The sequence below is a fragment of the Streptococcus sp. 20925_1_77 genome, from assembly GCF_041432125.1.
In the GTDB taxonomy this organism is placed as follows: domain Bacteria; phylum Bacillota; class Bacilli; order Lactobacillales; family Streptococcaceae; genus Streptococcus.
Genome location: NZ_JAPVZB010000008.1, coordinates 36,452 through 59,917, shown reverse-complemented (window position 1 = coordinate 59,917; position 23,466 = coordinate 36,452). Strand labels below are relative to the sequence as shown.

The 23,466-nt window shown below is 42.0% G+C and carries 24 protein-coding genes; 2 read left to right on the top strand and 22 right to left on the bottom strand.

Annotated elements, in window-relative coordinates:
* Positions 1–90 precede the first annotated feature (90 nt).
* Positions 91–378 (bottom strand): WXG100 family type VII secretion target, encoded by a 288-nt coding sequence (locus tag O3626_RS05900; RefSeq protein ID WP_031576577.1) that lies wholly within the window; start codon positions 376–378, stop codon positions 91–93.
* Between the two features lie 477 nt (positions 379–855).
* Between O3626_RS05900 and O3626_RS05895 the strand changes: the two genes are divergently transcribed.
* Positions 856–1,407 (top strand): hypothetical protein, encoded by a 552-nt coding sequence (locus O3626_RS05895; protein ID WP_269796000.1) that lies wholly within the window; start codon positions 856–858, stop codon positions 1,405–1,407.
* Positions 1,408–1,460: 53 nt separating this feature from the next.
* On the opposite strand, the gene O3626_RS05890 is transcribed toward O3626_RS05895, so the two are convergent.
* The 19 genes from O3626_RS05890 to O3626_RS05800 form a co-directional block, all read right to left on the bottom strand.
* Positions 1,461–3,311, bottom strand: a complete 1,851-nt coding sequence (locus O3626_RS05890) for a proline--tRNA ligase (RefSeq protein WP_371495810.1) — start codon at positions 3,309–3,311, stop codon at positions 1,461–1,463.
* A 15-nt stretch (positions 3,312–3,326) separates the two neighbouring features.
* Complete coding sequence (gene rseP / locus O3626_RS05885) at positions 3,327–4,586, bottom strand: RIP metalloprotease RseP (protein ID WP_371495808.1); 1,260 nt, start codon at positions 4,584–4,586, stop codon at positions 3,327–3,329.
* Positions 4,587–4,622: 36 nt separating this feature from the next.
* Positions 4,623–5,426, bottom strand: a complete 804-nt coding sequence (locus O3626_RS05880) for a phosphatidate cytidylyltransferase (protein ID WP_371495806.1) — start codon at positions 5,424–5,426, stop codon at positions 4,623–4,625.
* A 9-nt stretch (positions 5,427–5,435) separates the two neighbouring features.
* Entirely contained in the window at positions 5,436–6,185 is a 750-nt protein-coding gene (locus tag O3626_RS05875) for an isoprenyl transferase (protein ID WP_247923503.1), read from the bottom strand.
* Positions 6,186–6,339: 154 nt separating this feature from the next.
* On the bottom strand, positions 6,340–6,666 hold the full coding sequence (yajC, locus tag O3626_RS05870) for a preprotein translocase subunit YajC (protein ID WP_003009970.1): 327 nt from the start codon (positions 6,664–6,666) through the stop codon (positions 6,340–6,342).
* Between the two features lie 145 nt (positions 6,667–6,811).
* Positions 6,812–7,057 (bottom strand): hypothetical protein, encoded by a 246-nt coding sequence (locus O3626_RS05865; protein WP_003009969.1) that lies wholly within the window; start codon positions 7,055–7,057, stop codon positions 6,812–6,814.
* A 224-nt stretch (positions 7,058–7,281) separates the two neighbouring features.
* Positions 7,282–9,411, bottom strand: a complete 2,130-nt coding sequence (locus tag O3626_RS05860) for an AAA family ATPase (protein WP_371495803.1) — start codon at positions 9,409–9,411, stop codon at positions 7,282–7,284.
* Between the two features lie 357 nt (positions 9,412–9,768).
* Entirely contained in the window at positions 9,769–10,068 is a 300-nt protein-coding gene (locus tag O3626_RS05855; protein WP_371495801.1) for a hypothetical protein, read from the bottom strand.
* A gap of 18 nt (positions 10,069–10,086) precedes the next feature.
* Complete coding sequence (locus tag O3626_RS05850; protein ID WP_049514938.1) at positions 10,087–10,467, bottom strand: hypothetical protein; 381 nt, start codon at positions 10,465–10,467, stop codon at positions 10,087–10,089.
* Positions 10,446–12,041, bottom strand: a complete 1,596-nt coding sequence (locus O3626_RS05845; RefSeq protein WP_371495799.1) for a hypothetical protein — start codon at positions 12,039–12,041, stop codon at positions 10,446–10,448. Before O3626_RS05845 ends, O3626_RS05850 begins: the two co-directional genes overlap by 22 nt.
* On the bottom strand, positions 12,031–12,426 hold the full coding sequence (locus O3626_RS05840) for a DUF1310 family protein (RefSeq protein WP_371495797.1): 396 nt from the start codon (positions 12,424–12,426) through the stop codon (positions 12,031–12,033). Before O3626_RS05840 ends, O3626_RS05845 begins: the two co-directional genes overlap by 11 nt.
* Before the next feature lie 186 nt (positions 12,427–12,612).
* Positions 12,613–13,011, bottom strand: a complete 399-nt coding sequence (locus tag O3626_RS05835; protein ID WP_223325219.1) for a DUF1310 family protein — start codon at positions 13,009–13,011, stop codon at positions 12,613–12,615.
* A gap of 106 nt (positions 13,012–13,117) precedes the next feature.
* Entirely contained in the window at positions 13,118–13,882 is a 765-nt protein-coding gene (locus tag O3626_RS05830; RefSeq protein WP_070505348.1) for an amino acid ABC transporter ATP-binding protein, read from the bottom strand.
* 19 nt (positions 13,883–13,901) lie between these two features.
* The gene (locus O3626_RS05825; protein ID WP_070505347.1) at positions 13,902–14,588 is read right to left on the bottom strand and encodes an amino acid ABC transporter permease; all 687 of its coding nucleotides are present in this window, start codon (positions 14,586–14,588) and stop codon (positions 13,902–13,904) included.
* 3 nt (positions 14,589–14,591) lie between these two features.
* Complete coding sequence (locus tag O3626_RS05820) at positions 14,592–15,284, bottom strand: amino acid ABC transporter permease (RefSeq protein WP_045759047.1); 693 nt, start codon at positions 15,282–15,284, stop codon at positions 14,592–14,594.
* Positions 15,285–15,350: 66 nt separating this feature from the next.
* The gene (locus O3626_RS05815) at positions 15,351–16,229 is read right to left on the bottom strand and encodes a transporter substrate-binding domain-containing protein (protein ID WP_003004175.1); all 879 of its coding nucleotides are present in this window, start codon (positions 16,227–16,229) and stop codon (positions 15,351–15,353) included.
* 27 nt (positions 16,230–16,256) lie between these two features.
* The gene (locus O3626_RS05810; protein WP_247919804.1) at positions 16,257–17,258 is read right to left on the bottom strand and encodes a uroporphyrinogen decarboxylase family protein; all 1,002 of its coding nucleotides are present in this window, start codon (positions 17,256–17,258) and stop codon (positions 16,257–16,259) included.
* Between the two features lie 98 nt (positions 17,259–17,356).
* Positions 17,357–17,557: a hypothetical protein gene (locus O3626_RS05805; RefSeq protein WP_070674749.1), complete on the bottom strand. Its 201-nt coding sequence runs from the start codon at positions 17,555–17,557 to the stop codon at positions 17,357–17,359.
* A gap of 17 nt (positions 17,558–17,574) precedes the next feature.
* Positions 17,575–18,576, bottom strand: a complete 1,002-nt coding sequence (locus O3626_RS05800; RefSeq protein WP_049482361.1) for a uroporphyrinogen decarboxylase family protein — start codon at positions 18,574–18,576, stop codon at positions 17,575–17,577.
* Between the two features lie 435 nt (positions 18,577–19,011).
* Between O3626_RS05800 and O3626_RS05795 the strand changes: the two genes are divergently transcribed.
* The gene (locus O3626_RS05795; protein ID WP_045759042.1) at positions 19,012–19,869 is read left to right on the top strand and encodes a 5'-nucleotidase, lipoprotein e(P4) family; all 858 of its coding nucleotides are present in this window, start codon (positions 19,012–19,014) and stop codon (positions 19,867–19,869) included.
* Positions 19,870–19,927: 58 nt separating this feature from the next.
* Here O3626_RS05795 and glmS read toward each other — a convergent pair whose 3' ends face one another.
* Both glmS and O3626_RS05785 read right to left on the bottom strand, forming a co-directional pair.
* On the bottom strand, positions 19,928–21,736 hold the full coding sequence (gene glmS / locus O3626_RS05790; protein ID WP_371495792.1) for a glutamine--fructose-6-phosphate transaminase (isomerizing): 1,809 nt from the start codon (positions 21,734–21,736) through the stop codon (positions 19,928–19,930).
* A 232-nt stretch (positions 21,737–21,968) separates the two neighbouring features.
* Entirely contained in the window at positions 21,969–23,354 is a 1,386-nt protein-coding gene (locus tag O3626_RS05785; protein WP_371495790.1) for a glycoside hydrolase family 1 protein, read from the bottom strand.
* Positions 23,355–23,466: the final 112 nt, after the last annotated feature.

Sequence of the window (23,466 nt, the reverse complement as noted above, 5' to 3'; positions counted from 1 at the left end):
AGGAATTAAGAATCTAACCCCTATTTTCTATATATCAAAAGACAAAAGGGTGATCTACCTACAAGAAGTAAGATCACCTCCAAGACTATCTTAGTGGATTTGTGCAGCGATATCTTGGTCAGTTTGTTCAACGATATCAGCAACTTTGATCAATTGAGCGTTGATGTCTTCCAACAATTGAGCGAATTGTTTGATTTTTGGAGACAATTCGTTGAATTGTGCTTCAAAGCTATCAAATGCAGATCCATCCCAGTTTGCGTCGATGACTTGTTGTTCGTGAGTCAAAGTGTTAAGGATTTGATCGATTTCTTGAGAACCTTGTGCATAGCGTTGTGCTGATTGACGTAGTTCTTCTGGAGTTAATTTAATTTGAGCCATATGTTTCTCCTTTTGGGCTGATACCCTTATATTTTTTTCATAAACAATACATTTTAGTACGAATTAGTAAAATGCCAGATAACTGTATATTTTACCTTTTGCTCCCTTTTTGTATTATTTACTTAAAAATATCTTAATGAAATATTGCTAGAATGTCAAGTTTAGAGGGCTAACTGATAAAACATTGTAACTTTGTTACAGCTGTGTAACACTTTGTCATATAACTGTAACATTTTTCTGAAATTCCTTGCCCCAGTAGTCTCCAACTAGTATTATTTCCGGGTAAAAAAGAAGACACTCTGTCCTTCTATATTAACTCAACACATAGATAGAAATTGTTGATTTTAGGTGTTTTTAGATACAATTTTTGGCGTTTTTTGTATATTTTTTCATTTTTTAAGCTTTTATGGTATAATGAGAACTGTTTAGAGCTTGTTTCATACAAGATCGAACACCATTAACTTATAAGGAGTATTTATGAAAAAATTTCTACTTACCGCTGTCTGTCTACTTGCCCTTACTGCTTGTAGCCAAGGTCAACAAGGAAAAGGAACTACTAGCGCTTCTTCCAAGCAAGAGGCCACTCAAACCCAAAAGGAGCAAGTCCAAACCAAGACCTTTGTTAGCGACCTCGGTGATCATTATCAAAACAAAATTCAAATTGGCTACAAAAAAGATGAGATTGTTTCGATGACTATCATGGGCGTTGCACCAATACCGGAAGATATGCAAAAATCAGATGTCGCTGAATTGAAAGAAGTCTACCAAGAAGAAGCTGATAAAGCAAATTCCAAACGCGGTGTTAACGGACAAGCTGGGATCAACACAAGCATCAAAATCGCTGATGATAAACAGACCTATACAAACGTTATGCATGTTGATTTTACTCAAATGAAAAAAGAAGATTTTGTGAAATTACTGGCTGATCAAGGGGAAGAAACCAACACTACCATGTTGAAATATCTTAAAGGCAAACCACAAGATCTCTTTACCTATTTCAAAGATCAAGGCCTCAAAGAAGATAAATAAAAAGAGCTCTCTGAGTCCCTTAACACCTGGTTAAGGCTCAGAAAGCTTTTTTCTTATTTGTTCAAGATTGAAAGGGTTTCAAGGAGATTGTCCGCATGCACTTCGATGGTATCTCCTGTCGCTTTGATTTTCACTTCAACGATGCCTTCAGCTACTTTTTTACCAACTGTGACACGGATTGGAAGACCAATCAAATCACTATCGCTGAATTTGACACCAGCCCGCTCATTTCGGTCATCCACCAAGACTTCATAGCCTTTATGAACCAAGGCTTCTTCAATCCGATTAGTCAAATCAAGACTCGCTTCATCCTTGACATTGACTGGAATCAAATGCACATCAAATGGCGCCAATTCTTTAGGGAAGTTAATACCCCAAGCGTAACGGTATTCCCCTTTTGGCGTCTTATTGACAAAGAGACGAGCATGTTGCTCCATAACGGCTGAAAGAAGACGGCTCACACCGATCCCGTAGCAGCCCATGATGATTGGAACCGCGCGACCGTTTTCGTCCAAGACATCTGCTCCCATGCTAGCTGAGTAGCGTGTGCCGAGTTTGAAAATGTGACCGATTTCGATCCCGCGCGCAAAGTTCAAGACCCCTTTCCCATCTGGTGAAATCTCGCCTTCCCGAACTTCACGGATATCGACGTATTCTGCGGTAAAGTCGCGTCCTGGATTCACACCGGTCAAGTGGTAGCCTGTTTCATTTGCTCCGACAACTGCATTGCGGCTATCTTGGACCTTGCGGTCTGCAATGATTTTGACATTTTCAGGAAGATCAACTGGACCGAGAGATCCAAAATCAGCTCTCAATAATTCTTTCACTTCCACTTCGGTTGCAGGTTCAAAGAAATCTGCTCCGAGGTAATTTTTCAACTTCACTTCATTAAGCTGGTCATTGCCAACAAGAAGGGCCACAACTGGCTCATCATCCGCAATATACACCAAAGTCTTGATCGTTGCTTCTTCTGGGACATTCAAGAAGGCTGCCACTTCATCAATGGATTTGACACCTGGCGTTTCCACGCGTTTCACTTCTTCTTCTGCTACGACACGGTTACTTGGCTTGTATTCATTGGTAGCCATTTCCAAGTTTGCAGCATAGGTTGATTCACTTGAATAGGCAATAGTATCTTCACCAGAGACCATCCATTTGAGCAATTCTGCTTTGATTTCTTCTTGGACTTCTGCTGGAATCTCATCAAATGAAGCCACCGATTTGTCTAAAACAACCCAACGATCCAAGTCAGTACGAGCAGGTGTAACAGCCATAAACTCTTGGCTATCTTTTCCGCCCATGGCACCACCATCACCGATGATGGCCTTGAAGTCGATGCCGCTGCGGGTGAAGATCCGCTCATAAGCTGCCTTGTACTCATCATAAGTAACATCCAAGCTATCATAGTTGGCATGGAAACTGTAACCATCTTTCATGATAAACTCACGGGTCCGAAGAAGACCATTACGTGGGCGTTTTTCATCGCGGTATTTTGGTTGGATTTGGTAGAGATTCAATGGCAATTGTTTGTATGATTTCACTGAGTCGCGCACAATAGCGGTAAAGGTTTCTTCATGGGTTGGGCCCAAGATAAAGTCAGAGCCTTCACGGTTTTTCAACTTATAGAGGTCTTCCCCGTAAGTTTCGTAACGACCAGATTCACGCCAGAGATCTGCACTCAAAAGGGCTGGAGCTAGCATTTCTACTGCTCCAATTTTTTCGAATTCTTGGCGCATGATGCCTTTTGCTTTTTCAATCACACGATTAGCAAGTGGCAGATAAGAATAGACACCAGCTGATACTTGGCGAACATAACCCGCACGCAACATCAGAGCATGGCTAATGACTTGGGCATCGCTTGGCATTTCGCGAAGCGTTGGAATCAACATTTTACTTTGTTTCATGGACAATATCCTTTTCTATTTCAAAAATAATTTCATAATATCATTCCAGGTGACAGCAATCATTAAAATAACCATTACAGCTACACCTGCAAGCGTCATATAGGTTTCTACTTCTTGTTTCAGTGGCTTTCTCCGGACCACTTCGATCAAATTGATCAAGATTTTTCCACCATCCAGGGCCGGAATCGGGATTAGATTGAAGATCCCAATATTGATGGAGAGCATGGCCATAAGTGATAAGACTGCCGGAATCCCTAATTGAGCAGCTTGTGAGCTGGCATTGTAGATGGCAACCGGACCACCCAGTTTATTGAGACTAAAGTGGAAAATGATATCTTTCAGGGCTCCCAGGATCCGGGTCGCTGTATTCCAGGTATCTGTAAAACCAGACAAGAGTTTATCCACAAATCCTGTCTTGAGGCCGTTTGTCACACCCAGATAGTAACGATTTCCTGACTTGGTTGGCTTCACTTTAACTTCTTTTTCTTGACCATCTGTCTTGACCTTCAGGGTCAATTCAGGAGCCGTCTTGCTGTCCTTGGTCGCTTTTTCAACAGCATCTGTCAACTCATCCCAGTTGCTAACGGTATCGTTGTTTACCTGAAGAATCTGAACATTGCTTTTGACACCGACCTTGGCCAGCGCCCCATCGGGGGCCACCTGAACATTGTTGCTGTAGTAGTCAATCGCACCGCCTCGCATAAAGGCTAAGAGTGAGTAGACAACAATACTGAGGATAAAGTTGTTCATAGGACCCGCAAAGTTGGTGATTAACCGTCCCCAAATGCTGGCATTCTGATACTGAACATCTCTCGGTGCAATCCGCACTTCTGTCCCATCTTCCTCAACGATGGTTGCATCATGATCGACACTATAGGTCTTTGTCTCATCGAGAACCAAGCCTGTGATTTCTAATTTATCTTCAAAGTCAAACTGGGTGACATTCATAGGAAGGGCTGTCTGATCTAGATTCTTTCCTGAAAGATTGATCCGGATGACCTTGCCAGCCTCATTTACCGTCAAGCTGACAGGAGTTCCGGTTTTAATCTCCGTTGTATCTTCACCCCAGCCAGCCATACGAACATAGCCCCCTAAAGGTAGGATCCGAATCGTATACGCTGTCCCATCTTGACCAATATGGGCAAAGATTTTCGGACCCATCCCGATCGAAAATTCTCGCACTAGGATGCCCGATTTTTTTGCAAAATAGAAATGACCAAACTCGTGAACGAGAACGATCACTCCAAAAATAACTATAAAGGCAATAAACTGCATCGTTCTATACGTGGTTTCCTTTCTATCTCTTCTGTCTTAGAACAATCCCAAGAAATGCATCAAGGGAAAGACAAAAATCAAACTATCAAAACGGTCTAGAACACCGCCATGTCCTGGAATAAATTTTCCAGAATCTTTCACACCGAAGTGGCGTTTAATTGCACTCTCTACCAGGTCGCCAAACTGACCTGCAATACTAAAGAGAATGGTAAAGAAGATCATAGCTAGAAAACCATGCCCACCTGCCACCGAGCGATCCACGATCATATAGATCACAGTTACCGCAACTGCAGACAAGATTCCCCCAAGACTTCCTTCAATCGTTTTATTAGGAGAAACCGCAGGCATAAGCTTACGTTTCCCAAAGCGACTTCCTACTAAATAGGCACCGGAATCTGTCGCCCAGACAATAAAGAGTGCCAATAAGACCTTATCAATACCAGCAATTCGCGCATCCACTAATGAATGGAAACCAAGTCCAACATAAAAGCTAGATGCGATGGGGTAAACCACATCCTCATAATTGTAATTCTGAGCAAGAACAGTTGTTCCCATGAGAATCAAGATAATCAGACCATAGGCAATCATATTGCCATCTGCTGGAAGGTAAGGCAGATAGTCCTCAATCGGCAAGGTTAAGACAAAGGCCGCCAACATGGCTAGCGCTCCTTCAAAGGTCGCTGTTTCAAGCCCCTTCATCTTGAGTAATTCATGAACCCCTAACATAGCGATCAAACCAATTACAATCTGGAAGAACATCCCTCCAACCATTACTGTTGGAATGAAAAAGAGCAGGGCAATTCCTCCAAAAATTACACGTTTTTGTAAATCTTTCGTCATCATTTTCTCCTAAACACCGCCAAATCTCCGGTGGCGATGGCTATATTCTACTACAGCACTTCTTAGTGCCTCTTCTCCAAAATCTGGCCACATGACATCTGTGAAATACAACTCACTATAGGCGGCCTGCCAAGGAAGGAAATTACTCAAACGGATTTCTCCGCTGGTACGGATAATCAAATCCGGATCCCTTAGGACACGTGGCAAACTCTCGGTATAGAGATAATCTGCGATCATCTCTTCTGTGATATCTTCTGGACTGAACTTCGCATCCAAGACTTCATGAGCGATCTGCTTCACAGCCTGAGTAATCTCTGCACGTCCACCATAATTGAGTGCGAAATTCAGGATCAAGCCCGTATTGAGGTGGGTCATCGCTTCTGCTCTTTCCAAAGCTTCTAATGTTTCTTTGGGTAATTTCTTAGTGTCACCGATCATTTGAATCTTGACATTATTGCGATGCAATTCAGGGACAAAGCGATCATAAAACTCAACTGGCAAGTGCATGATAAACTTGACTTCATCTTCAGGGCGTGTCCAGTTTTCCGTCGAAAAGGCATAGACCGTCAAGACCTGAACTCCCATATTTTTTGCTGCAATCGTCACTTCTTGGAGAGCTTCCATCCCTGCCTTATGACCAAAGACGCGCGGTTGCATCCGCTTTTTTGCCCAACGACCATTGCCATCCATAATAATGCCAATATGTTTCGGGACTTCTAAAGGGATCTCGATTTTTTCTTTCTTCTTAAAACGAAACATGTTTTTCTACCTATTTCAATATTTATCGCTTCATTATACCATAAATCCCCATAAAATAGGGATACTGGCCTCTATTTTGAACGAGCAGGCCTTTCCTTCATCGTGCAATTCCATTTGCCCACCAAAAAAGAGGCTCTTGCCTCTTCTTTGATGATTATTCTTCGATAGCTGAATCGACATCTGAGCTAGCAGATTCTGTAGCAGTGGCTGAGATCCCTTCTGATACAGGAAGAACTGTTTTGATCGCTCCCAATTCAAAGGTCAGGTAGACACCATCAACATCCAAGACAACGGTCTTGCGATCTGTATCGACTTCATCGATGGTTCCGTACAAGCCACCAATCGTGATGACTTCATTTCCTTTTTGAAGTTTATTCAAACTTTCCATCCGTTTTTGGTACTGTTTCTTTTGGCTACGGCTCATGAAATACATCAAACCGACCATAAGAACAAGCATAATTAGCAAACTTCCGCCTTGCATATGTTTCTCCTTTAATTTTCATATATGCTATACTATATCAAATTTCGCCCGCCTTTTCAAGTTTTCCCATCCTCTTCAAGCAAAATCAGACTCCAGTCTCAGATTTTGATGCAAAAGAAAAAAACCACGAAAAGTGGGCTACTGACTAGTCAATCGTAATGCCATACTTTTCGTGATTCTCATCATACCAATCAATCAAGGCCAAAGCCGTTTGATAGGTAATATTTTTGATTTTACTCGTTCCCTTCGTCAAAGTCGCCAAGCTCATTTTGCTGATGTTTGTTTCAGTTGCGACACGATAGCTCGTCAAGCGACCATCAACCATCAGTTGAACAACGGCTTCTACTTTTCTGTATTCGGGAGTTGAGTAGATATCAATTGTATTGCTCATCTTACTTCCATTCCTCAAATTTTATTCTTGTATAGATTATATACTTATTTTCTTTATTTATTAATAAATTTGCTCAATTTGGGTTAATTTCACTAATTATTGATGTTTTTTTGGCCCAAATAGGGGGATTTTAGCCTTATACAGCGAATAATTTCCCCCAGGTGGGAAGAAAAAATAAAGGCTGCTATCATATAGCAGCCTCTATTTTCACAAACTAATTCGCCTTATTCTGCTTGTTTATCAGTGGTTTCTTTTTTCTTTGTGTCTTTTTCTCTGATCACAAGTACACCATCTTCCATATCAGCTTCTAGGTGTTTAGCATCAAGGTTATCCAAGTGGAAGTCTGTGACTTTGTCACGGATTTGTTGTTCAACTACCCGACGGAGTGGACGAACACCCATCACTTCATCATAACCTTCTTCAGTCATATATTCTTTAGCTGCATCGCTCACTGCCAAGTCGATTTCTTTCTTAGAAAGGGTCTTATTGACATCTACCAACATCAAATCCACAATCTTAGAAAGGTCTTCCTTGCTCAAGTGTGAGAATTCAATCACAGCGTTGAAACGGTTCAAGAATTCTGGACGGAAGTAAGGTTTCAAACGATCCATGAGTTCTGGTTTATCCGCATCTTCTGTCAAGTTAGCTTCGTAACCAAATCCAGCGTTTGAAGTAGCGATAATTACAGTGTTCTTGAAGTTGACCGTATTCCCTTGACCATCTGTCAAACGACCATCGTCCAAAACTTGGAGGAGAAGGGTGATCACTTGAGGATCCGCCTTTTCAATTTCGTCAAGAAGGACGATTGAGTAAGGGTTACGACGAACACGTTCTGTCAAAGTATTGCTATTGTCATCATAACCAACATAACCAGCTGTTGTACCAATCAATTTAGAAACGGCTGTACGGTCGCTGTATTCTGACATGTCCAAACGGATGATGGCATCTTTGGTTCCGAACATATCAAGAGCCAATTGTTTAGCCAATTCAGTCTTACCAACACCAGTCGGACCTACAAAGAGGAAGCTACCAATTGGGCGGTTACCTTCGTCAAATCCTGCACGGTTCCGACGAATAGCACGCGCTACTGCTTCAACAGCCTTGTCTTGACCGATAACTTTCGTTTGCAAACGGTGACCCATATCTTTCAAACGTTCGATATCAGTTGCACCCATTTGTGACACTGGAATACCAGTCATCCGTTCTACTGATTCAGCCACATCGTTGATTGTTGCAGTTACCTTATGGTCTTCTGTATGGTTTTCAATTTTCTTTTCAAGTTCTTCGATACGAACTTTTGCTTTCAAAGCTGCTTCGTAATCTTCTTTCGCCGCAGCTTCTTCTTGTTTGGTTTTTTCTTCTTCAATTTCATGTTCCACGGCATGGACATCTGTTACTGGATGTTGAGCCGCCAAGTGAGCAGCTGTTACATCGACCAAGTCAATGGCCTTATCAGGCAAGCTACGTTGTGGAATGTATTGGATCGAATAATCAACCGCTGCTTTCAAAACTTCATCTGGCAAGATGACATTGTGGTGTTTTTCATAAAGATCACGGATCCCTTGAAGAATCTTGAACGTATCTTCAGCTGATGGAGCATTAACCTTCACTTCGTTGAAACGACGAGCAAGGGCCGCATTCTTCAAGATGGTGTTACGGTATTCATCTTGAGTAGTTGCACCAATGACTGTCAATTCCCCACGTGAAAGAGCCGGTTTGATGATATCCGCAAGACCTTTAGATCCTTGACCATCACCTGTGCTACCTGCACCAAGGATTTGATGGATTTCATCAAAGAAGAGAATGACATTTCCCATCGCCTTGACTTCTTGGATCAGATTTTGAATATTTTCTTCAAAGCTACCACGGTATTGAGTCCCTGCTTCAAGACCAGAAATATCAATGGAGATGACCTCTTTGTTCTTGATGGCAGCTGGAACGTCCCCGTTCACAATAGCTTGTGCCAAACCTTCTACAACTGCTGTTTTACCAACACCGGCATCCCCTACAAGGACAGGGTTGTTCTTGGTACGACGAGACAAGATTTCAGCCGTTTCTTGAATTTCTTTATTGCGTCCGATAACCGGATCCAGTTTTCCTTCACGTGCTTCTTCGGTCAAGTTGCGACCAAGTTTTGCAAGGATCCCATCTTGTTTCATTCCTTTAGCTTGATGGTGTTGCGCTTGCTCACTTCCTTCATTTGGAAGTTGACCAGTTTGACGGTAGATAGCGAATTCTTCTGGTGTCACTTCACGACCATTAATCATGTAGCGACGGCTTTCAGAACGAAAACCACCCATGTTGCCCATTAGTTGATTGAAAAGATCATCCATATTGTTAAAGTTGTTGTTCATAGTTCTTACCTCTAATTTACATAATTTTTATTTGTTCTTAGGAATAAGCAGACCAATTGGCTGCGGTTTGGTTGTTTACATAATTTTAATTCATTTATTTAATAATAGCCCTACAGGCTAACAGTTTCTATTCTTCCTTTTATCAATTAGTTGTCTTAATTCTGGAAATAGCATATTACCATCTCCTTTCCACTATTGATCTTGTAAACCAGTAGGTGTTTCCAACCTCTTTTTGTTTACATAAATTATTATAACGCAGACTGATTTCTTTGTCAACACTTTTTTACATAATTTTTTAAATTTATTAAAAAAATCTGGATGTTACTCCAGATTCCATATTTAAATGGAAGTTCTTGGCTAGATAGATTTAAATTTCCCAGCTTTTTCTTGAATAGCTGTCTGTACATTTTTAGCAAATTGCCCCACCATGGATTGGTCCAGTTGCTTTCCGACTACCTGTACGTCTTCTTCAGCTACTGTTGCAATTACAGTCAATTCATCATTGAAGCGTTTCTCGACTCCTGCCTTGCAGGTCAATAAAATGGGGGCATAGACAACCCGTATTAATTCTTTTTCAAGTTTCTTTCTGCTTTCGATGATCCTCATCTTATCTTTCATATCTAAATCAAAGAAATCTTTGACAGGACTATCACCCATACTTCCTCCTCTTCTATACTATGAAACTTTATCTTGTGCAATTTCCTCTTCCAACTGGCATCTCTCTTTACGGTAGGATTGCCATAAATTCTCTTCTTCAGTATCGATCTGTTTTATGGCTACTTGCGCTGCATCTCTAGCTTCGAGATCATACTCTTCTATACAGCGATGAAGGGACTCCCATGCACAACTGCTATCAACCTCCTGCTTTTGTAAAAAGGAAGCTGCCATCGCATACTCTTCTTCCAACATCCGGGTAAAGAGCTGCTGTTTTCTTTCCACCAAGCAACGCTTTTCATCGAGCTCCAAGCGCGCTTTTTGAAATTCTCTTTCCAAGTGATCTAGTTGCTTTTCCCTTTTCGAAGGAGTAGATGACATTAATAAGCTAGTTGTTCCCACTGGTTCATTTCTCCTGCAATTTTTTGATCTTTCGTTTTTAAGAGCTCAATTCCTGCATTCACTTGCTCGTTTAAAGTATGAAATTCATTCGACAAGGACTGATACGCAGCCAAACGGTTGTCGAACCTTTCTCTTACTTCAGTGACAACTGTTTGCCTTGTTGCACCAGCCTGTGCATAGGCCTCTTCTACTTCTGCAAGATTGAGAATGAAGCCTTTCGGAACGGTCTGTAATACTTTCTCCAAAGCTTCTAAATCTGTATCCAGTTGTACCTTAGATTTCTGAGCTTGCTCCAGCCCTTCATCCACTACTCGAATCAGCTCATCAGAAGCCAAGCGCGCCTGCAAAGCATCAAGATAAATCCGTTCACTTGAGCTCAGTCCACCACCTGTTTTTTGCAATTTATCCTTTAGGCGATAGTAAACCTTCATCCGCTCTTCAATGATTTCCTTCCGAGTGATGGCTTCCGTTCCCTTTTCAAGAACCAAATTCCCATCCTTATCATAGATATAACCATGCATCATGTGCTGCAAGCCGGTATTTTTCAAATTCTTCGTTTTGAGGTGCTTGACAATCCCACTGGATTCCTTGCTTCCAGAATCCTGATAGCCCAAGCTAACCAAATCTTTATGGTCAATGTGGTTGTAGATTTTGTACTTCAGCGAATCTATACGCACTTTTTGCTCGGGTGTTAAGATAGGATAGGCATTAGGGCCATTGTATAGATGGACGGTCCCAATATGAGAAGCTTCCTCTTCCGTCAAACAAGCAAGCGCATACTGAATATTCATAGACCCCAGAGAGTGACCGTATAGATCTATCTTGGCATTGGGGTATTTTCGGATCACCTCTTTCAAATGAGCTGCAGCATCTTTAAATTGCGGAGGTGGGAAAGTACCGTTTTCGTCATTGTATTTTTTTAAAAAAGCAGCTCCCATTAAAGTAGGAAATCTAACCTGTTCTTCGGCTGTCCTTTCTGCAAAAAATCCGACCATATCTGATGCTTTTTCCTGTACGAAATTGCTGAAAGGATTGTCCATCGCTTTTTGTATGAATCTACCTAAGGGAGTGGCCTCCGGTGGAAGATTAACTGATGTAGGAATAATTGCATCTTCAAGAGCTTCTACAGCATTGTTAAAACCATCTTTAGCCTTATCTCGCGCATAATTCTTCGCATATTCGGTTGCATACTCGCTCGCACCACCAGGGTTCAAAATATTGGAAGCTGCCGGCAAATCTGTCTTTACCCAATCCGTAAACGTATCATGGAGTAATTTTTGTGTACTTATTTCAGTTTCAGATCCCTTCATCAAGACTGTCACGTCATGGATCTGGGCGCGCGCATCATCTGAAGCAGTATAGGGGACTGGATCTTGTTCAACACCCTTGCCACTATCCGTCAGTACGAAGACCTGTTCTTCATTGCCATTTATACTATCATAAATGTGAGAAACATTGCCAACATATTCACTACCTTCTTTAATTTTTTGATTTTTTCCTAATTTTAATGATCTATATTCAATTAATGATGCTTCTACATGCTGTCTGTCTGAAAAATTTGTGTTATTTACCATATTCATCTCCCCTCAGTAAACGACTTAACTCTGCAGAAATACCATAACTTCCAGCCTCAAATTCTCCCGAATCTTCCATATGAACAGTAGTATCAATAGTTAGTTTTTCATCATTATTGACTTCCAAATATACATTCATACCACCCATTGGATTGTATTCCAATTGATTTTTCAAGATTTTATACGAGTGTATTTTCCCCTGCGGAGTTAATGCTTCAGGATCAATATCCTTTAACATATTCTCAATCGCTACCTTCATCTTCTTACTCTCTGCGATTTGAATCATTTCTTGTTTCTTGGCAGATTGTCCATTTAAAAAGCTACATCCCCCTAAGCTCAGGCTAAATACTACCATTATCAACACAATAAATTTACTTTTTTTCATCTTCTTCCCATTCTTTCTTCAGGTTTCTTAGAATTTATTATACAAAATTCTATTCATACCTGAAATGTTACTTTTGTTAAAAAATGTTGCCAAATCGTTACAAGCACTAGCTATTAATGTAACATATTGGTTTTGATACAGAAATGTTTCTATTTACCTATATTAGGGGTATTTACCTAAATGAGTTTATTTCCCAGTCTCTTCTGCTTTACTTAACAGATCATCTAATTTTGCTGAAATACCGTAACTACCTGCTTCAAACTGTCCTGAATCTTCCATTTGAATAGTCGTATCGATCGTTAACTTTTTATCGCCATTGATAACGAGATAGACATTCATGCCTCCCATTGGGTTGTATTCCAATTTACCTTTTATCAGGGTATAGGAGTGAATGACTCCTTCTGAAGTGAAAGCTTTCGGATCGATACTGATTAACAAGTGTTTTATCGCTCGCTCCATTTTCGTGCTTTCTGCAATCTGAATCATTTCCCTTCTCTCAGCAGCTTTATCCGTAAAAAGACTGCAACCTCCTAGAAACATAGTCAGTAAGAATAGTAGTACAAATCGTTGTTTTTTATCAGTCATATTTCCCTCTCACTTATATTATTCGTAATGATTTTTAAAAAATGAGCTAAATTTTAAAATTTTTTCCAGAATCCAAAAAACACACCCTACATAGGTGTGTCTCTTGTTAAATCATGTATTCGACGCTATAAGTAGCATCAGATAAAATCCGTGAAAGGAATTGTTTGGTCCGTTCTTCCTTTGGACTATTGAAGAATTCATGGGGTTCGTTTTCTTCGATGATGTGTCCGCCGTCCATAAAGATAACGTGGTTGGCCACATCACGCGCAAAGCCCATCTCATGGGTTACGACAACCATGGTCACTCCTTCTTGGGCTAGCTGTTTCATGACATCTAAGACATCCCCAACCAATTCTGGGTCTAACGCTGAAGTCGGCTCGTCCAGCAAGATCACGTCTGGTTTTACTGCGATAGCACGTGCGATTCCGATCCGCTGCTGCTGACCACCTGACAATTGAGAAGGATAGTAATCCTTGTAAGCGAGGAGACCAACTTTTTCAAGGGCGGATTCTGCCCGTTGGATGGCTTCTTCTTTTGGAATCTTACGAGCTACAATCAATCCTTCCAAGATATTTTCAAGTGCTGTTTTGTTGGCAAATAGATTGTAATGCTGAAAAACAAAGGCTGTCTTTTGACGAATTTCTAAAATTTCCTTTTTGCTGAGTTTTGAGAGGTCATATGCTTTTCCACCTAGGGTTAGGTGGCCTGTATCTGCCTTTTCTAAGTGATTGAGGCAGCGAAGGAAGGTTGTTTTTCCTGATCCAGATGGACCCAAAATAACGACGACATCCCCTTGGTTGACCTTGAGATTAACATCTACCAGGACTTGGTGGTCCTTAAATTTTTTCGATACGTGTTCTACTTCTAACATCTTCTTATTTCTCCTTCTTCTATGCGAGTGTCAGGCGTTTTTCCAAGAGGTTGAATCCCCACTGAATCACCCCACAAATGATAATATAAAGAATAAAAATCACGAGATAGGATTCAAAATATTGATAACCATAAGAGGCTTCGACCTTGGCAATGGCGGTGATATCCTTGATCGTCATGACAAAGACAAGGGAAGTTCCTTTGACCAAGTTGATGACCAGGTTACACAAATTAGGAAGGGCTGAACGCAAGGCTTGAGGAAAAACAATTCGGATATAAGCTTGGCGGTTGGTCAAACCAATGGCTTGCGCTGCTTCTAGCTGGCCCTTATCCACAGTCAGAATAGCTGACCGGAGAATTTCTGCAAGACTCCCCGTTGTCATCAAGCTAAAGATGATAAAGGCATAGTAAATGGGATTGATCTCAAAGACATTAAAGTGACTGCCTATGCTCTTAAAAAAGCTATTCAAGAGGCTAGGAAAGAGACTATAAAAGAAGAGAATCAAGAGAATCGGAGGCGTCGCGCGAATAAAGGCTAAGTAAACCACTGAGAAACTGCGAACCCCTTTGACCTTGTAGATCTGACCGAGCGCCAAAAAGAGGGCTGGAAAAAAACTCAAGAGAATCGATACGACCATGATCAGAAGGGTCACTGGAACACCACCCAAGGTGGCTAGAAATGTTTTACTAATAAAATTGAAATCCATAAGCTACCTTTCTGTTACGCTGAGTCGTTTTTCAAGCAATTGAGCGGAGAAGGAGATCACAAGGGCAATCGCCCAGTAGATCACTGCTACAGCTGTATAAGTCTCGAGGGAATAATTCCCAAGATTGCGGCTGATCAAGTTATTTCCTGCTCCCATGATATCGATAAAGCCAATGGTGTAAGCCAAAGCGGCATCGCGCATGAGGTTCAAGATGGCAGTTGTCATATTTGGAAGAGCCACGCGAAAGGCTTGAGGAAGGACAATCCGCCAAATGGTTTGAGCCGGCGTCAAGCCAATACTCAAGCCCGCTTCCATCTGACCTTTTGGAATGGCCAAATAGGCTGCCTTGAAGACCTCAGAGATCATCGCAGCAAAGAGAAGAAACATGGCAACAAGGACAAAGACAAACTTGGACCAGTGGTCAATGTCAATGCCCAACCACCAGTTCAAAAATTGGGGCAGTCCATAAAAGACCAAAAAGAGCAAGACAATCGGAGGGGTACAACGCAAGGTAAAGACATAACCTTTTGCCAGACCTGCTCCTACCTTATCTTCTGATACTTGTGCCCAGGTCAAAACCAAGCCAAATGCAGAACCGAGAACCGTCGTTAAAACCATCAAAGCTAGGGTCGCTGGTAGAGCTTGGACCAAGGTTGGAAGAAATGACCAAACCTTGGAAATGTCGTATGAGACCATGTTTCTTTTCCTTTCTGTATCCGGATAGAAATAAGGAAGCTGGGGCTATGCGCACCCAGTTCCATCTTATTTCTCTTTATCTACATAACTGAAGACATCTTCACCGAAATATTTTTTCGACAATTTAGCAAGTGTCCCATCTTTTTCCAATTCTTTGATAGCCTTGCTGTATGCTTCCGCAAATTTTTCGTTTTTCTTATCCTTATGGATCAATGGGTAAGTTGGAATTCCTTTGTAGGCAAACCAGCTAAGTTTGTCCGCATATTGGTGGTAAGAACCATCTTTATCTGTGACAGCTTTTTCAAAGGAAAGTTTGATGTCAAAGAAGGCATCGTAACGTCCTTCAAGAACCCAAGCATAAGCATCTGCGACTTTGAAAGATTCCGCAGCTGTTAATTCGATTTGTTGGTCCTTATGCTTTTCATTGTATTCTTTAATAACATTCCATTGTGCATTTTGTGGTGAAATTGGAACCAATTTTCCTTTTTCTTTAGCGAAGTCATCGATGTTCTTGTATTTATTCGCATCTTCTTTCCGGACGGTAAATCCGATGATACTTGCACCGATTGGTTCTTTTGGAATGATAAATTTCTTGGCACGTTCTTCGGTATACCAAGCTCCTTTGGTTCCGATATCGTATTTACCAGATTCTAGACCGATCAAGAGATCGTCATCACTTGTTCCAGTGTACTCAAACTTGTAGTCTGGTAGTTTTTCGTCAATGGCTTTGAGAACGGCTACTTCATAGCCATCTGATTCTCCTTTTTCATCAACGAAATCATACGGTACATAGTTTTGAGTGTGGGCTACTTTCAAGGTTGTTACCTTGTTAGATCCTGTTGAGCCTTTGCTGTCGTTTGCATGGTTCAAGCTCCGTCCAAGAATGGTTGCACCTGCAATGGCAAGAACTGCCACCCCACCGATAATCCATGTTTTTTTACTCATACTTTGTTCTCCCTTTTTCTATTTTCCTTATTCTGCTGCAGCTTCACGAACCCATTCGATTCGTTCTTCATCAATGTCACTTGGAATCGTACAATCGGCACCAATGACCAAGCCTGTGGTTCCTGTTTCTGCGATGATGCGTTTGGTTTCTGCTTGGATCGCAACCTTGTCTCCTGTGTAGAGAAGACCATTTTTGCCATTTTCAAAACCACCAAGAACCGTGCGTCCACCGAAGATTTCGCGTCCTTCTGCTAGGCTGATGCCTTCTGGTCCGACTGCCCAGTTAATGACTTGGGCTGGGTAGTCTGTGAAGAGATGGATATCATTGCGGGCTCCTTCGTAGCCACAGATATGAAGAATATTTACGCCACCGGCTTCATTGGCTGCCTCTAAGACATGGAGTTCACTCGGTGCAATAATGTTTTTATAAACTTCTTGTGTAACTCGCGCATCTTGGATACTTTGAACACTGAGGTAGATCCCGTCTGCTCCTGCTTCTTTAATAATTCGTTGGCTCAAACTTGCAATGTCTTGGCCAATTGTATCCAATACTTTTTTAAGAGTTGCTGCATCTTGATCGATGAAGTTTGCGATCAAGTCATCTCCTCCTGAAACTTCTCCGACCAACCATTTGAAGTAGGTCACCGGAGCAAAGATATTGTAGATAGCCACAATGTCTTCTTCAAAACCGGCACGGATTTTTTTAACCAGCTCTACTTGCTCTGTGATCCATGGATGATCTGCTCCGAGTGGTTCAATCCCTGCTAAGTCAGAGATATTTTCAAGGCCTTTGTGAATGGCTGGGTTTGGATAAGCAAAGTAACCATCACTCATGAGTTTGACAAAGTCTGGTTTGACCTTGTGAAGGAAGTTTTTATGGCCATTGAGGTTTTTTTCAATAATTTCCGGATTAGAAAATCCTTTCAACCATTCTTCTTCTGTTGTAAAATGATGCCAAAATCCAACTGGCACACGGTCAACTGCTTCTCCTTTGAAAGCTTTTAACACTAATTCTCTTTTTGATGACATGTTCTTACCTCGTTCTATCTTTTCTTGTTTGTTATCTTATCACTTCAATGATGCTTTGACTAATATATATTTTTTATCAAGCTCTTCATCTTTTTTTATCACTGATCTTCGAGAAGAAGAATTCCTGCTAGATCAGACGGGCGAAGGAGGGAGAGACTATGGGCTGGAATTTTCTCCAGTCTTGCCATATCTGGATCTTTCTTTGCTTTCCCCTGACTACTTGCAAGAGCGACTTTACTAAGCCCTAAAAGCAAAAACAAAACGGTTACCAGGATGCACCATCCACTGATCTTTTTCATCTCCCTCTCCTTTCTTCTTACAATACAGCTGCTTGACGCACCCAATCTAAGCGTTCCAATTGGAAATCATCTGGTACGGTACAGTCTGCTCCAAGGATCAAACCACGACTTCCGGCTTCAGCCACCAAGCGACGCGTTTCTTGCTCAATAGCTTCTCGTTCCCCTTGATAGAGCAAGCCTTTTTTGCCATTGACAAAGCCACCCAAAACGGCACGATCGCCGAAAAGTTTACGACCTGCGGCTAGGCTAAGGCCTTCATGATGGGTCGCCCAGTTAATGACTTGAGCTGGATAATCCTTGAAGAGCTCCACTTCATTGCTGGCCCCTTCAAAACCACAGATATGAAGGATATTGATGCCTCCAGCTTCATTGGCTGCTTCTAGGACAGCGATGCTGCTAGGCTCAATGAACTTGCGGTATTCTTCATCTGTCACACGCTCATCTTGGATCTGCTGGGTTGAAAAGTAAATACCTTCAATACCTGCTTCTTGGATCAAGCGACGACTTAAAGTAGCGATGTCTCCTGCAATCACGTCAAGGACATGAGCTAAAGTTTCTGGATCTTCCTTGATAAAGTCTGCAATCACTTGGTCTCCACGAGATTGATCCGTACGGAACCAGCGTTTCAAATAAGAAATGGGCGAGAAGATATTGTAGAAAGAAGCAATCTCTTCATGGAAATGAGAACAAATTTCCTTGACCACCTCGATTTGTTTTTCAATCCATGGATGATGCTCTCCAATCGGTTGAATATCCTTCAATTCTCGGATCGATCTGATCTCTCTCGAATAAAGAGCACTCGGATAGCGGAAGAAGCCATCACTCATGATCTTGACAAAATCAGGTGAAATTTCTTCTACATAGTGTTGGTGGCCCTTAATACTTTTTGCTACTACAGCCGGATTGTCTAGACCCAATTCTTTTTCTTCTTGGGTCACATAATGGAGCCAAAATCCTACAGGGATTCGTTCTACTGTTTCGCCTCGAATGGCACGAAGAACCAATTCTTTTTTACTCATACTGTGAATCCTCCTCAATATTTCTCCAATAGAAAGGCTAACTGCTTTCCTTCTGGAATTTGTAACCATGATATCACCTCGAAAAGTAGCTGACTAATATATTTTCCCTATCAAGGCCTTAAAATTTCTTTATTAAAAAAGGTATCAAAAAAACGCAAGTCCTTGAAAATAGGGACTTGCGGGTATCTTTCTTTATTCTTTCATTTTAGAAGAAAAGGGATGCTTTGATCTTTTCTTGATCCGGTTATAGCAGAAAACTATATCCCTTCTTTTAAAGGAAAATATAGCATATGTTGAGGCGAAGAAACCTTTCATAGCAGCGTTTTTCCTTCTTTTTTCTTTTCACCGATTCCTAGACACCTTCTTCTCTTTCTTGTCAGGCAAGATTGAAAGGAGTATAATTTTTATAGAATAATTTTAAGGAGTGTACGGTTTATGAAAACAACAAAAACCACCTTTACCATCGTTTCTGCTCTTGCTTCTGTCATTTTACTGACGAGTTGTGGAAGCAACACCAACAAAACGCAAGAGACAAAAGCAAGCAGCACTAAAAATCAGGTGACGATGACCTATGATCAACAGCGCTCACAAGAAAATACCATGTCTGTCCTTTGGTACCAAAAGGCAGCTGAAACTAAGGCTTTGTATTTACAAGGCTACAATGTCGCTACTGACCGTTTGAAAGAGATCCTCCAAACTCCTTCTGATAAGCCTTATTCCATCGTCTTGGATTTGGACGAAACTGTTTTAGACAACAGCCCTTACCAAGTTCAAAACGTCAAAGATGGTACGGCCTTCAATCCTAAAGATTGGGATGTTTGGGTGAAAAAAGCAGCCGCAAAAGCGGTGCCAGGTGCCAAAGATTTCCTTCAATATGCGGATCAAAACGGGGTTCAAATCTACTACATTTCTGACCGTACAACCTCTCAAGTAGATGATACCATTAAGAACCTTGAAAAAGAAGGCATTCCTGTTCAAGGACGTGACCACCTCATGTTCTTAGAAGATGGCGTCAAATCAAAAGAAGGCCGTCGCCAAACTGTACAAGAAAAGACCAATCTTGTCTTGCTCTTTGGGGACAACCTGGTTGACTTTGCAGACTTCTCTAAGACCTCTGAAGCTGATCGCGACAAGAAATTGGACGAATTGCAAAAAGAATTTGGTGAAAAATTCATCATCTTCCCAAATCCAATGTATGGATCATGGGAATCTGCTGTTTACCAAGGTAAAAAACTAGATGCCAAGGGACAAACAGAAGAACGCCTCAAAGCCTTGCAAGGTTTTGATAAATAAAGCAAACATCCTCGCTAGGAAAAACCTAACGAGGATGTTTTTTTCTATATGGATAATTTTATTCAACTGTTACAGACTTAGCAAGGTTCCGTGGTTTATCAACATCGAGCCCACGATGAAGGGTTGCAAAGTAGGCAATCAATTGGGTTGGCACCACCATTGAGATTGGAGAGAGGTAAGGGTGAACTGCTGTCAAGACCAAATCATCTGTCTCTTTAGCGACATTTTCTTCTGCAATGGTTAAAACATGAGCCCCACGTGCTGCCACTTCTTGGATGTTTCCACGTGTGTGGCTGGCTAGGACTGGATCAGACAAGAGAGCGATGACCGGTGTACCCTCTTCGATCAGAGCGATAGTACCGTGTTTCAACTCACCCGCAGCGAAGCCTTCACATTGGATGTAAGAAATTTCTTTTAATTTCAGACTGGCTTCCATAGCAACATAGTAGTCTTGGCCACGTCCGATATAGAAAGCATTGCGGGCTGTTTCCAACAAGCCACGAACTTTTTCATCGATGACTTCTTTTTCTGAAAGGGTTGATTCGATCGATTGGGCAACGATAGACAATTCGTGCACCAAATCAAAGGCTTTGGCCTTCTCATTGCCATTGGCTTCCCCAACAGCTTTAGCAAGAAAGGCAAGGGCTGCGATTTGAGCCGTATAAGCCTTAGTAGAAGCTACCGCAATTTCAGGACCAGCATGGAGCAACATGGTCATGTCTGCTTCACGTGAAAGAGTTGAACCTGGAACATTGGTCACTGTCAAGCTTGGAATGCCCATTTCATTTGCTTTGACCAATACTTGGCGGCTATCAGCTGTTTCGCCAGATTGGCTGATAAAGATGAAGAGTGGTTTCTTGCTAAGAAGTGGCATACCATACCCCCACTCAGATGAAATACCGAGTTCTACTGGAGTATCTGTCAACTCTTCCAACATTTTTTTAGACGCAAATCCAGCATGGTAAGAGGTACCAGCCGCAAGGATATAGATGCGGTCTGCTTCTTGAACAGCCTTGATAATAGCTGGATCTACCACCACTTGTCCAGATTCATCTGTATAGGCTTGGATCAACTTACGCATGACAGTTGGTTGCTCATCGATTTCCTTGAGCATGTAGTATGGGTAAGTCCCTTTTCCAATATCAGAAAGGTCGAGTTCAGCCGTGTAGCTAGCCCGTTCTTTGACGTTGCCATCATAGTCTTGCACTTCAACGCTGTCAGCCTTGACAATGACCAACTCTTGGTCATGGATTTCCATGTATTGGTTGGTTTCACGAATCATGGCCATGGCATCAGAACAGACCATATTGTAACCATCGCCAAGACCGATCAAGAGTGGTGATTTATTTTTTGCCACATAGATGGTGCTTGGATCTTCCGCATCCATCAAAGCAAAAGCATAGGCCCCACGGATGATGTGGAGGGCTTTTTTGAAGGCTTCGAGCGTAGACAAGCCATCTTCTTCAGCAAATTTTCCGATCAAGTGGGCTGCGATTTCTGTATCTGTTTGCCCCTTGAAATGGTGACCGGCTAGGTATTCTTCCTTGATTTCAAGGTAGTTTTCAATCACCCCATTGTGGACCAAAACAAAGCGACCTGTTTCAGAGCGGTGTGGGTGAGCATTGTCCTCAGTTGGTTTTCCATGAGTGGCCCAACGGGTATGTCCAATCCCAGCTGTCCCTTCGACACCTTCTGCCTTAGATGACAATTCTGCAATACGGCCAACTGCCTTTACCAATTGGCTCTTGCCTTCACTAGCCAGAAAAACACCCGCAGAGTCATAGCCTCGGTATTCGAGTTTTTCAAGTCCTTGAATCAAAATATCAGTAGCATTTGTATTTCCTACAACACCAACGATTCCGCACATAGTTTTTACGATATAGCCTTGCTATACTTTCCCCTTTACTTAGTCAAACGACCCATGGTCGATTTCTCAGTTACTTTGAAATTGGTCTAGTCTAATTTGACCAAAAAGCAACCAGCGGAGTCAGTATACAATGCTTCTTCCAGTTTGTCAACTAGGAAATTCAAGAAAATTGGTCTAGTTAAGGAGGGGTTAAGAAAAACCTATCAACATCTTGGTTGATAGGTTGCTTTTTCTACTCTTCAAATCCATTCTGCTGGCTCAACTTACGGAACCAATGACCAGATTTTTTGAGGGTTCGTTTTTGACTTTCGAGGTCCAACTCAACCAAGCCATAGCGGTTCTTGTAGCCATTGAGCCATGACCAGCAGTCAATAAAGGTCCAGATCAAATAACCTTTACAGTTGGCACCATCTTGAATAGCCCGGTGAAGCTCACGAAGATGGTCTTTGACAAAGTCAATCCGGTAGTCGTCTTGGATCACTCCATCCTTGCGGAATTTTTCCTCTCCTTCAACCCCCATTCCATTTTCTGTCAGGATCCACTCGATATTGCCATAGTTTTCCTTGATATTTTGGGCAATGTCATACAAACCTTGCTCATAGATTTCCCAACCTCGGTGGGGATTGATCTTGCGCCCTGGCATGACATAGGGTTCATAAAATTGTTCAAAGAGTAAGGGAGATGCTGGATTTGGAGCATAACGAGGAGCTGCCACACGGAGTGGTTGGTAATAGTTAACACCTAGATAGTCGACGGTATTTTCCTCCATCAAGCGCAACTCAAAGGGATCATAATCTGGCAAGAGATCAAGCTCCCGCAAGATCTTCACTAATTCTTGAGGATAATGGCCAAGAACAGAAGGATCTAAAAAAGATTTGGCTTGGAAGAGCTCGGCGATACGAGCGGCTTTAACATCTTCTGGATGCTGGCTCCGAGGGTAGGCTGGTGTCAGATTGAGCACAATCCCGATCCGGGAATTGGGATCCACCTCGTGACAGGCCTTGACCGCTAGAGAGCTTGCTAACTGGGTGTGGTAGGCTACTTTTACAGCTGCAGCTGCATCTACCTTATGAGGAAAATGGGCATCATAAAAATAACCAAACTCCACAGGGACAATGGGTTCATTAAAAGTGATCCACTGGTCGACCAGATCCCCATAGGTCTTGAAACAAAAACGCGCATATTCTTGATAAGCATAGGCGGTTTCCTTGTTTTCCCAACCATCGCCCTGCTTTTGGAGAGCCATCGGCAAATCAAAATGATAGAGGTTGACCAAGAGGTGAATCCCTTTTTCCTTAATCTTTTCAAAGACACGACGGTAGAAATCGACACCCGCTTGATTGATCTCCCCTCGGCCTTCTGGGAAAATGCGGGACCACTGAATAGACGTCCGAAAAGCTGTGTGACCGGTTTCTAACAAGAGATCCAGATCTTCTTCCCAGTGTTCATAAAAAGTGGATGTTTTCTCTGGTCCCTGCCCTTGATAAAAGCGATTGGGTTCGATCCTATACCAGTAATCCCAGAGATTGTCACCTTTTCCATCCTGATCTAGACGCCCTTCTGTCTGTGGACCCGAGGTCGAACTCCCCCATAAAAAATCCTTTGGAAATTGAAACATGTTCTAATCCTCCTCATTCTACTAGCTCTATTGTAGCGAATCCTCCCCCAAAACCTAGGCACAATTTACAGTCTTTCTTACGCAGATTAAAGAAAAAGCTCCCTTAGAAAAA

What these genes read in the sequence shown, in the direction of transcription:
- O3626_RS05860 (WP_371495803.1), bottom strand. Translation starts at nt 9,411, where the DNA reads ATGAACAACAACTTTAACAATATGGATGATCTTTTCAATCAACTAATG.
- O3626_RS05815 (WP_003004175.1), bottom strand. Translation starts at nt 16,229, where the DNA reads ATGAGTAAAAAAACATGGATTATCGGTGGGGTGGCAGTTCTTGCCATT.
- O3626_RS05805 (WP_070674749.1), bottom strand. Translation starts at nt 17,557, where the DNA reads ATGAAAAAGATCAGTGGATGGTGCATCCTGGTAACCGTTTTGTTTTTG.
- O3626_RS05800 (WP_049482361.1), bottom strand. Translation starts at nt 18,576, where the DNA reads ATGAGTAAAAAAGAATTGGTTCTTCGTGCCATTCGAGGCGAAACAGTA.
- O3626_RS05855 (WP_371495801.1), bottom strand. Translation starts at nt 10,068, where the DNA reads ATGGGTGATAGTCCTGTCAAAGATTTCTTTGATTTAGATATGAAAGAT.
- O3626_RS05840 (WP_371495797.1), bottom strand. Translation starts at nt 12,426, where the DNA reads ATGAAAAAAAGTAAATTTATTGTGTTGATAATGGTAGTATTTAGCCTG.
- O3626_RS05875 (WP_247923503.1), bottom strand. Translation starts at nt 6,185, where the DNA reads ATGTTTCGTTTTAAGAAGAAAGAAAAAATCGAGATCCCTTTAGAAGTC.
- O3626_RS05895 (WP_269796000.1), top strand. Translation starts at nt 856, where the DNA reads ATGAAAAAATTTCTACTTACCGCTGTCTGTCTACTTGCCCTTACTGCT.
- O3626_RS05830 (WP_070505348.1), bottom strand. Translation starts at nt 13,882, where the DNA reads ATGTTAGAAGTAGAACACGTATCGAAAAAATTTAAGGACCACCAAGTC.
- O3626_RS05785 (WP_371495790.1), bottom strand. Translation starts at nt 23,354, where the DNA reads ATGTTTCAATTTCCAAAGGATTTTTTATGGGGGAGTTCGACCTCGGGT.
- O3626_RS05795 (WP_045759042.1), top strand. Translation starts at nt 19,012, where the DNA reads ATGAAAACAACAAAAACCACCTTTACCATCGTTTCTGCTCTTGCTTCT.
- yajC (WP_003009970.1), bottom strand. Translation starts at nt 6,666, where the DNA reads ATGCAAGGCGGAAGTTTGCTAATTATGCTTGTTCTTATGGTCGGTTTG.
- rseP (WP_371495808.1), bottom strand. Translation starts at nt 4,586, where the DNA reads ATGCAGTTTATTGCCTTTATAGTTATTTTTGGAGTGATCGTTCTCGTT.
- O3626_RS05900 (WP_031576577.1), bottom strand. Translation starts at nt 378, where the DNA reads ATGGCTCAAATTAAATTAACTCCAGAAGAACTACGTCAATCAGCACAA.
- O3626_RS05820 (WP_045759047.1), bottom strand. Translation starts at nt 15,284, where the DNA reads ATGGTCTCATACGACATTTCCAAGGTTTGGTCATTTCTTCCAACCTTG.
- O3626_RS05865 (WP_003009969.1), bottom strand. Translation starts at nt 7,057, where the DNA reads ATGAGCAATACAATTGATATCTACTCAACTCCCGAATACAGAAAAGTA.
- O3626_RS05835 (WP_223325219.1), bottom strand. Translation starts at nt 13,011, where the DNA reads ATGACTGATAAAAAACAACGATTTGTACTACTATTCTTACTGACTATG.
- glmS (WP_371495792.1), bottom strand. Translation starts at nt 21,736, where the DNA reads ATGTGCGGAATCGTTGGTGTTGTAGGAAATACAAATGCTACTGATATT.
- O3626_RS05845 (WP_371495799.1), bottom strand. Translation starts at nt 12,041, where the DNA reads ATGGTAAATAACACAAATTTTTCAGACAGACAGCATGTAGAAGCATCA.
- O3626_RS05880 (WP_371495806.1), bottom strand. Translation starts at nt 5,426, where the DNA reads ATGACGAAAGATTTACAAAAACGTGTAATTTTTGGAGGAATTGCCCTG.
- O3626_RS05810 (WP_247919804.1), bottom strand. Translation starts at nt 17,258, where the DNA reads ATGTCATCAAAAAGAGAATTAGTGTTAAAAGCTTTCAAAGGAGAAGCA.
- O3626_RS05890 (WP_371495810.1), bottom strand. Translation starts at nt 3,311, where the DNA reads ATGAAACAAAGTAAAATGTTGATTCCAACGCTTCGCGAAATGCCAAGC.
- O3626_RS05825 (WP_070505347.1), bottom strand. Translation starts at nt 14,588, where the DNA reads ATGGATTTCAATTTTATTAGTAAAACATTTCTAGCCACCTTGGGTGGT.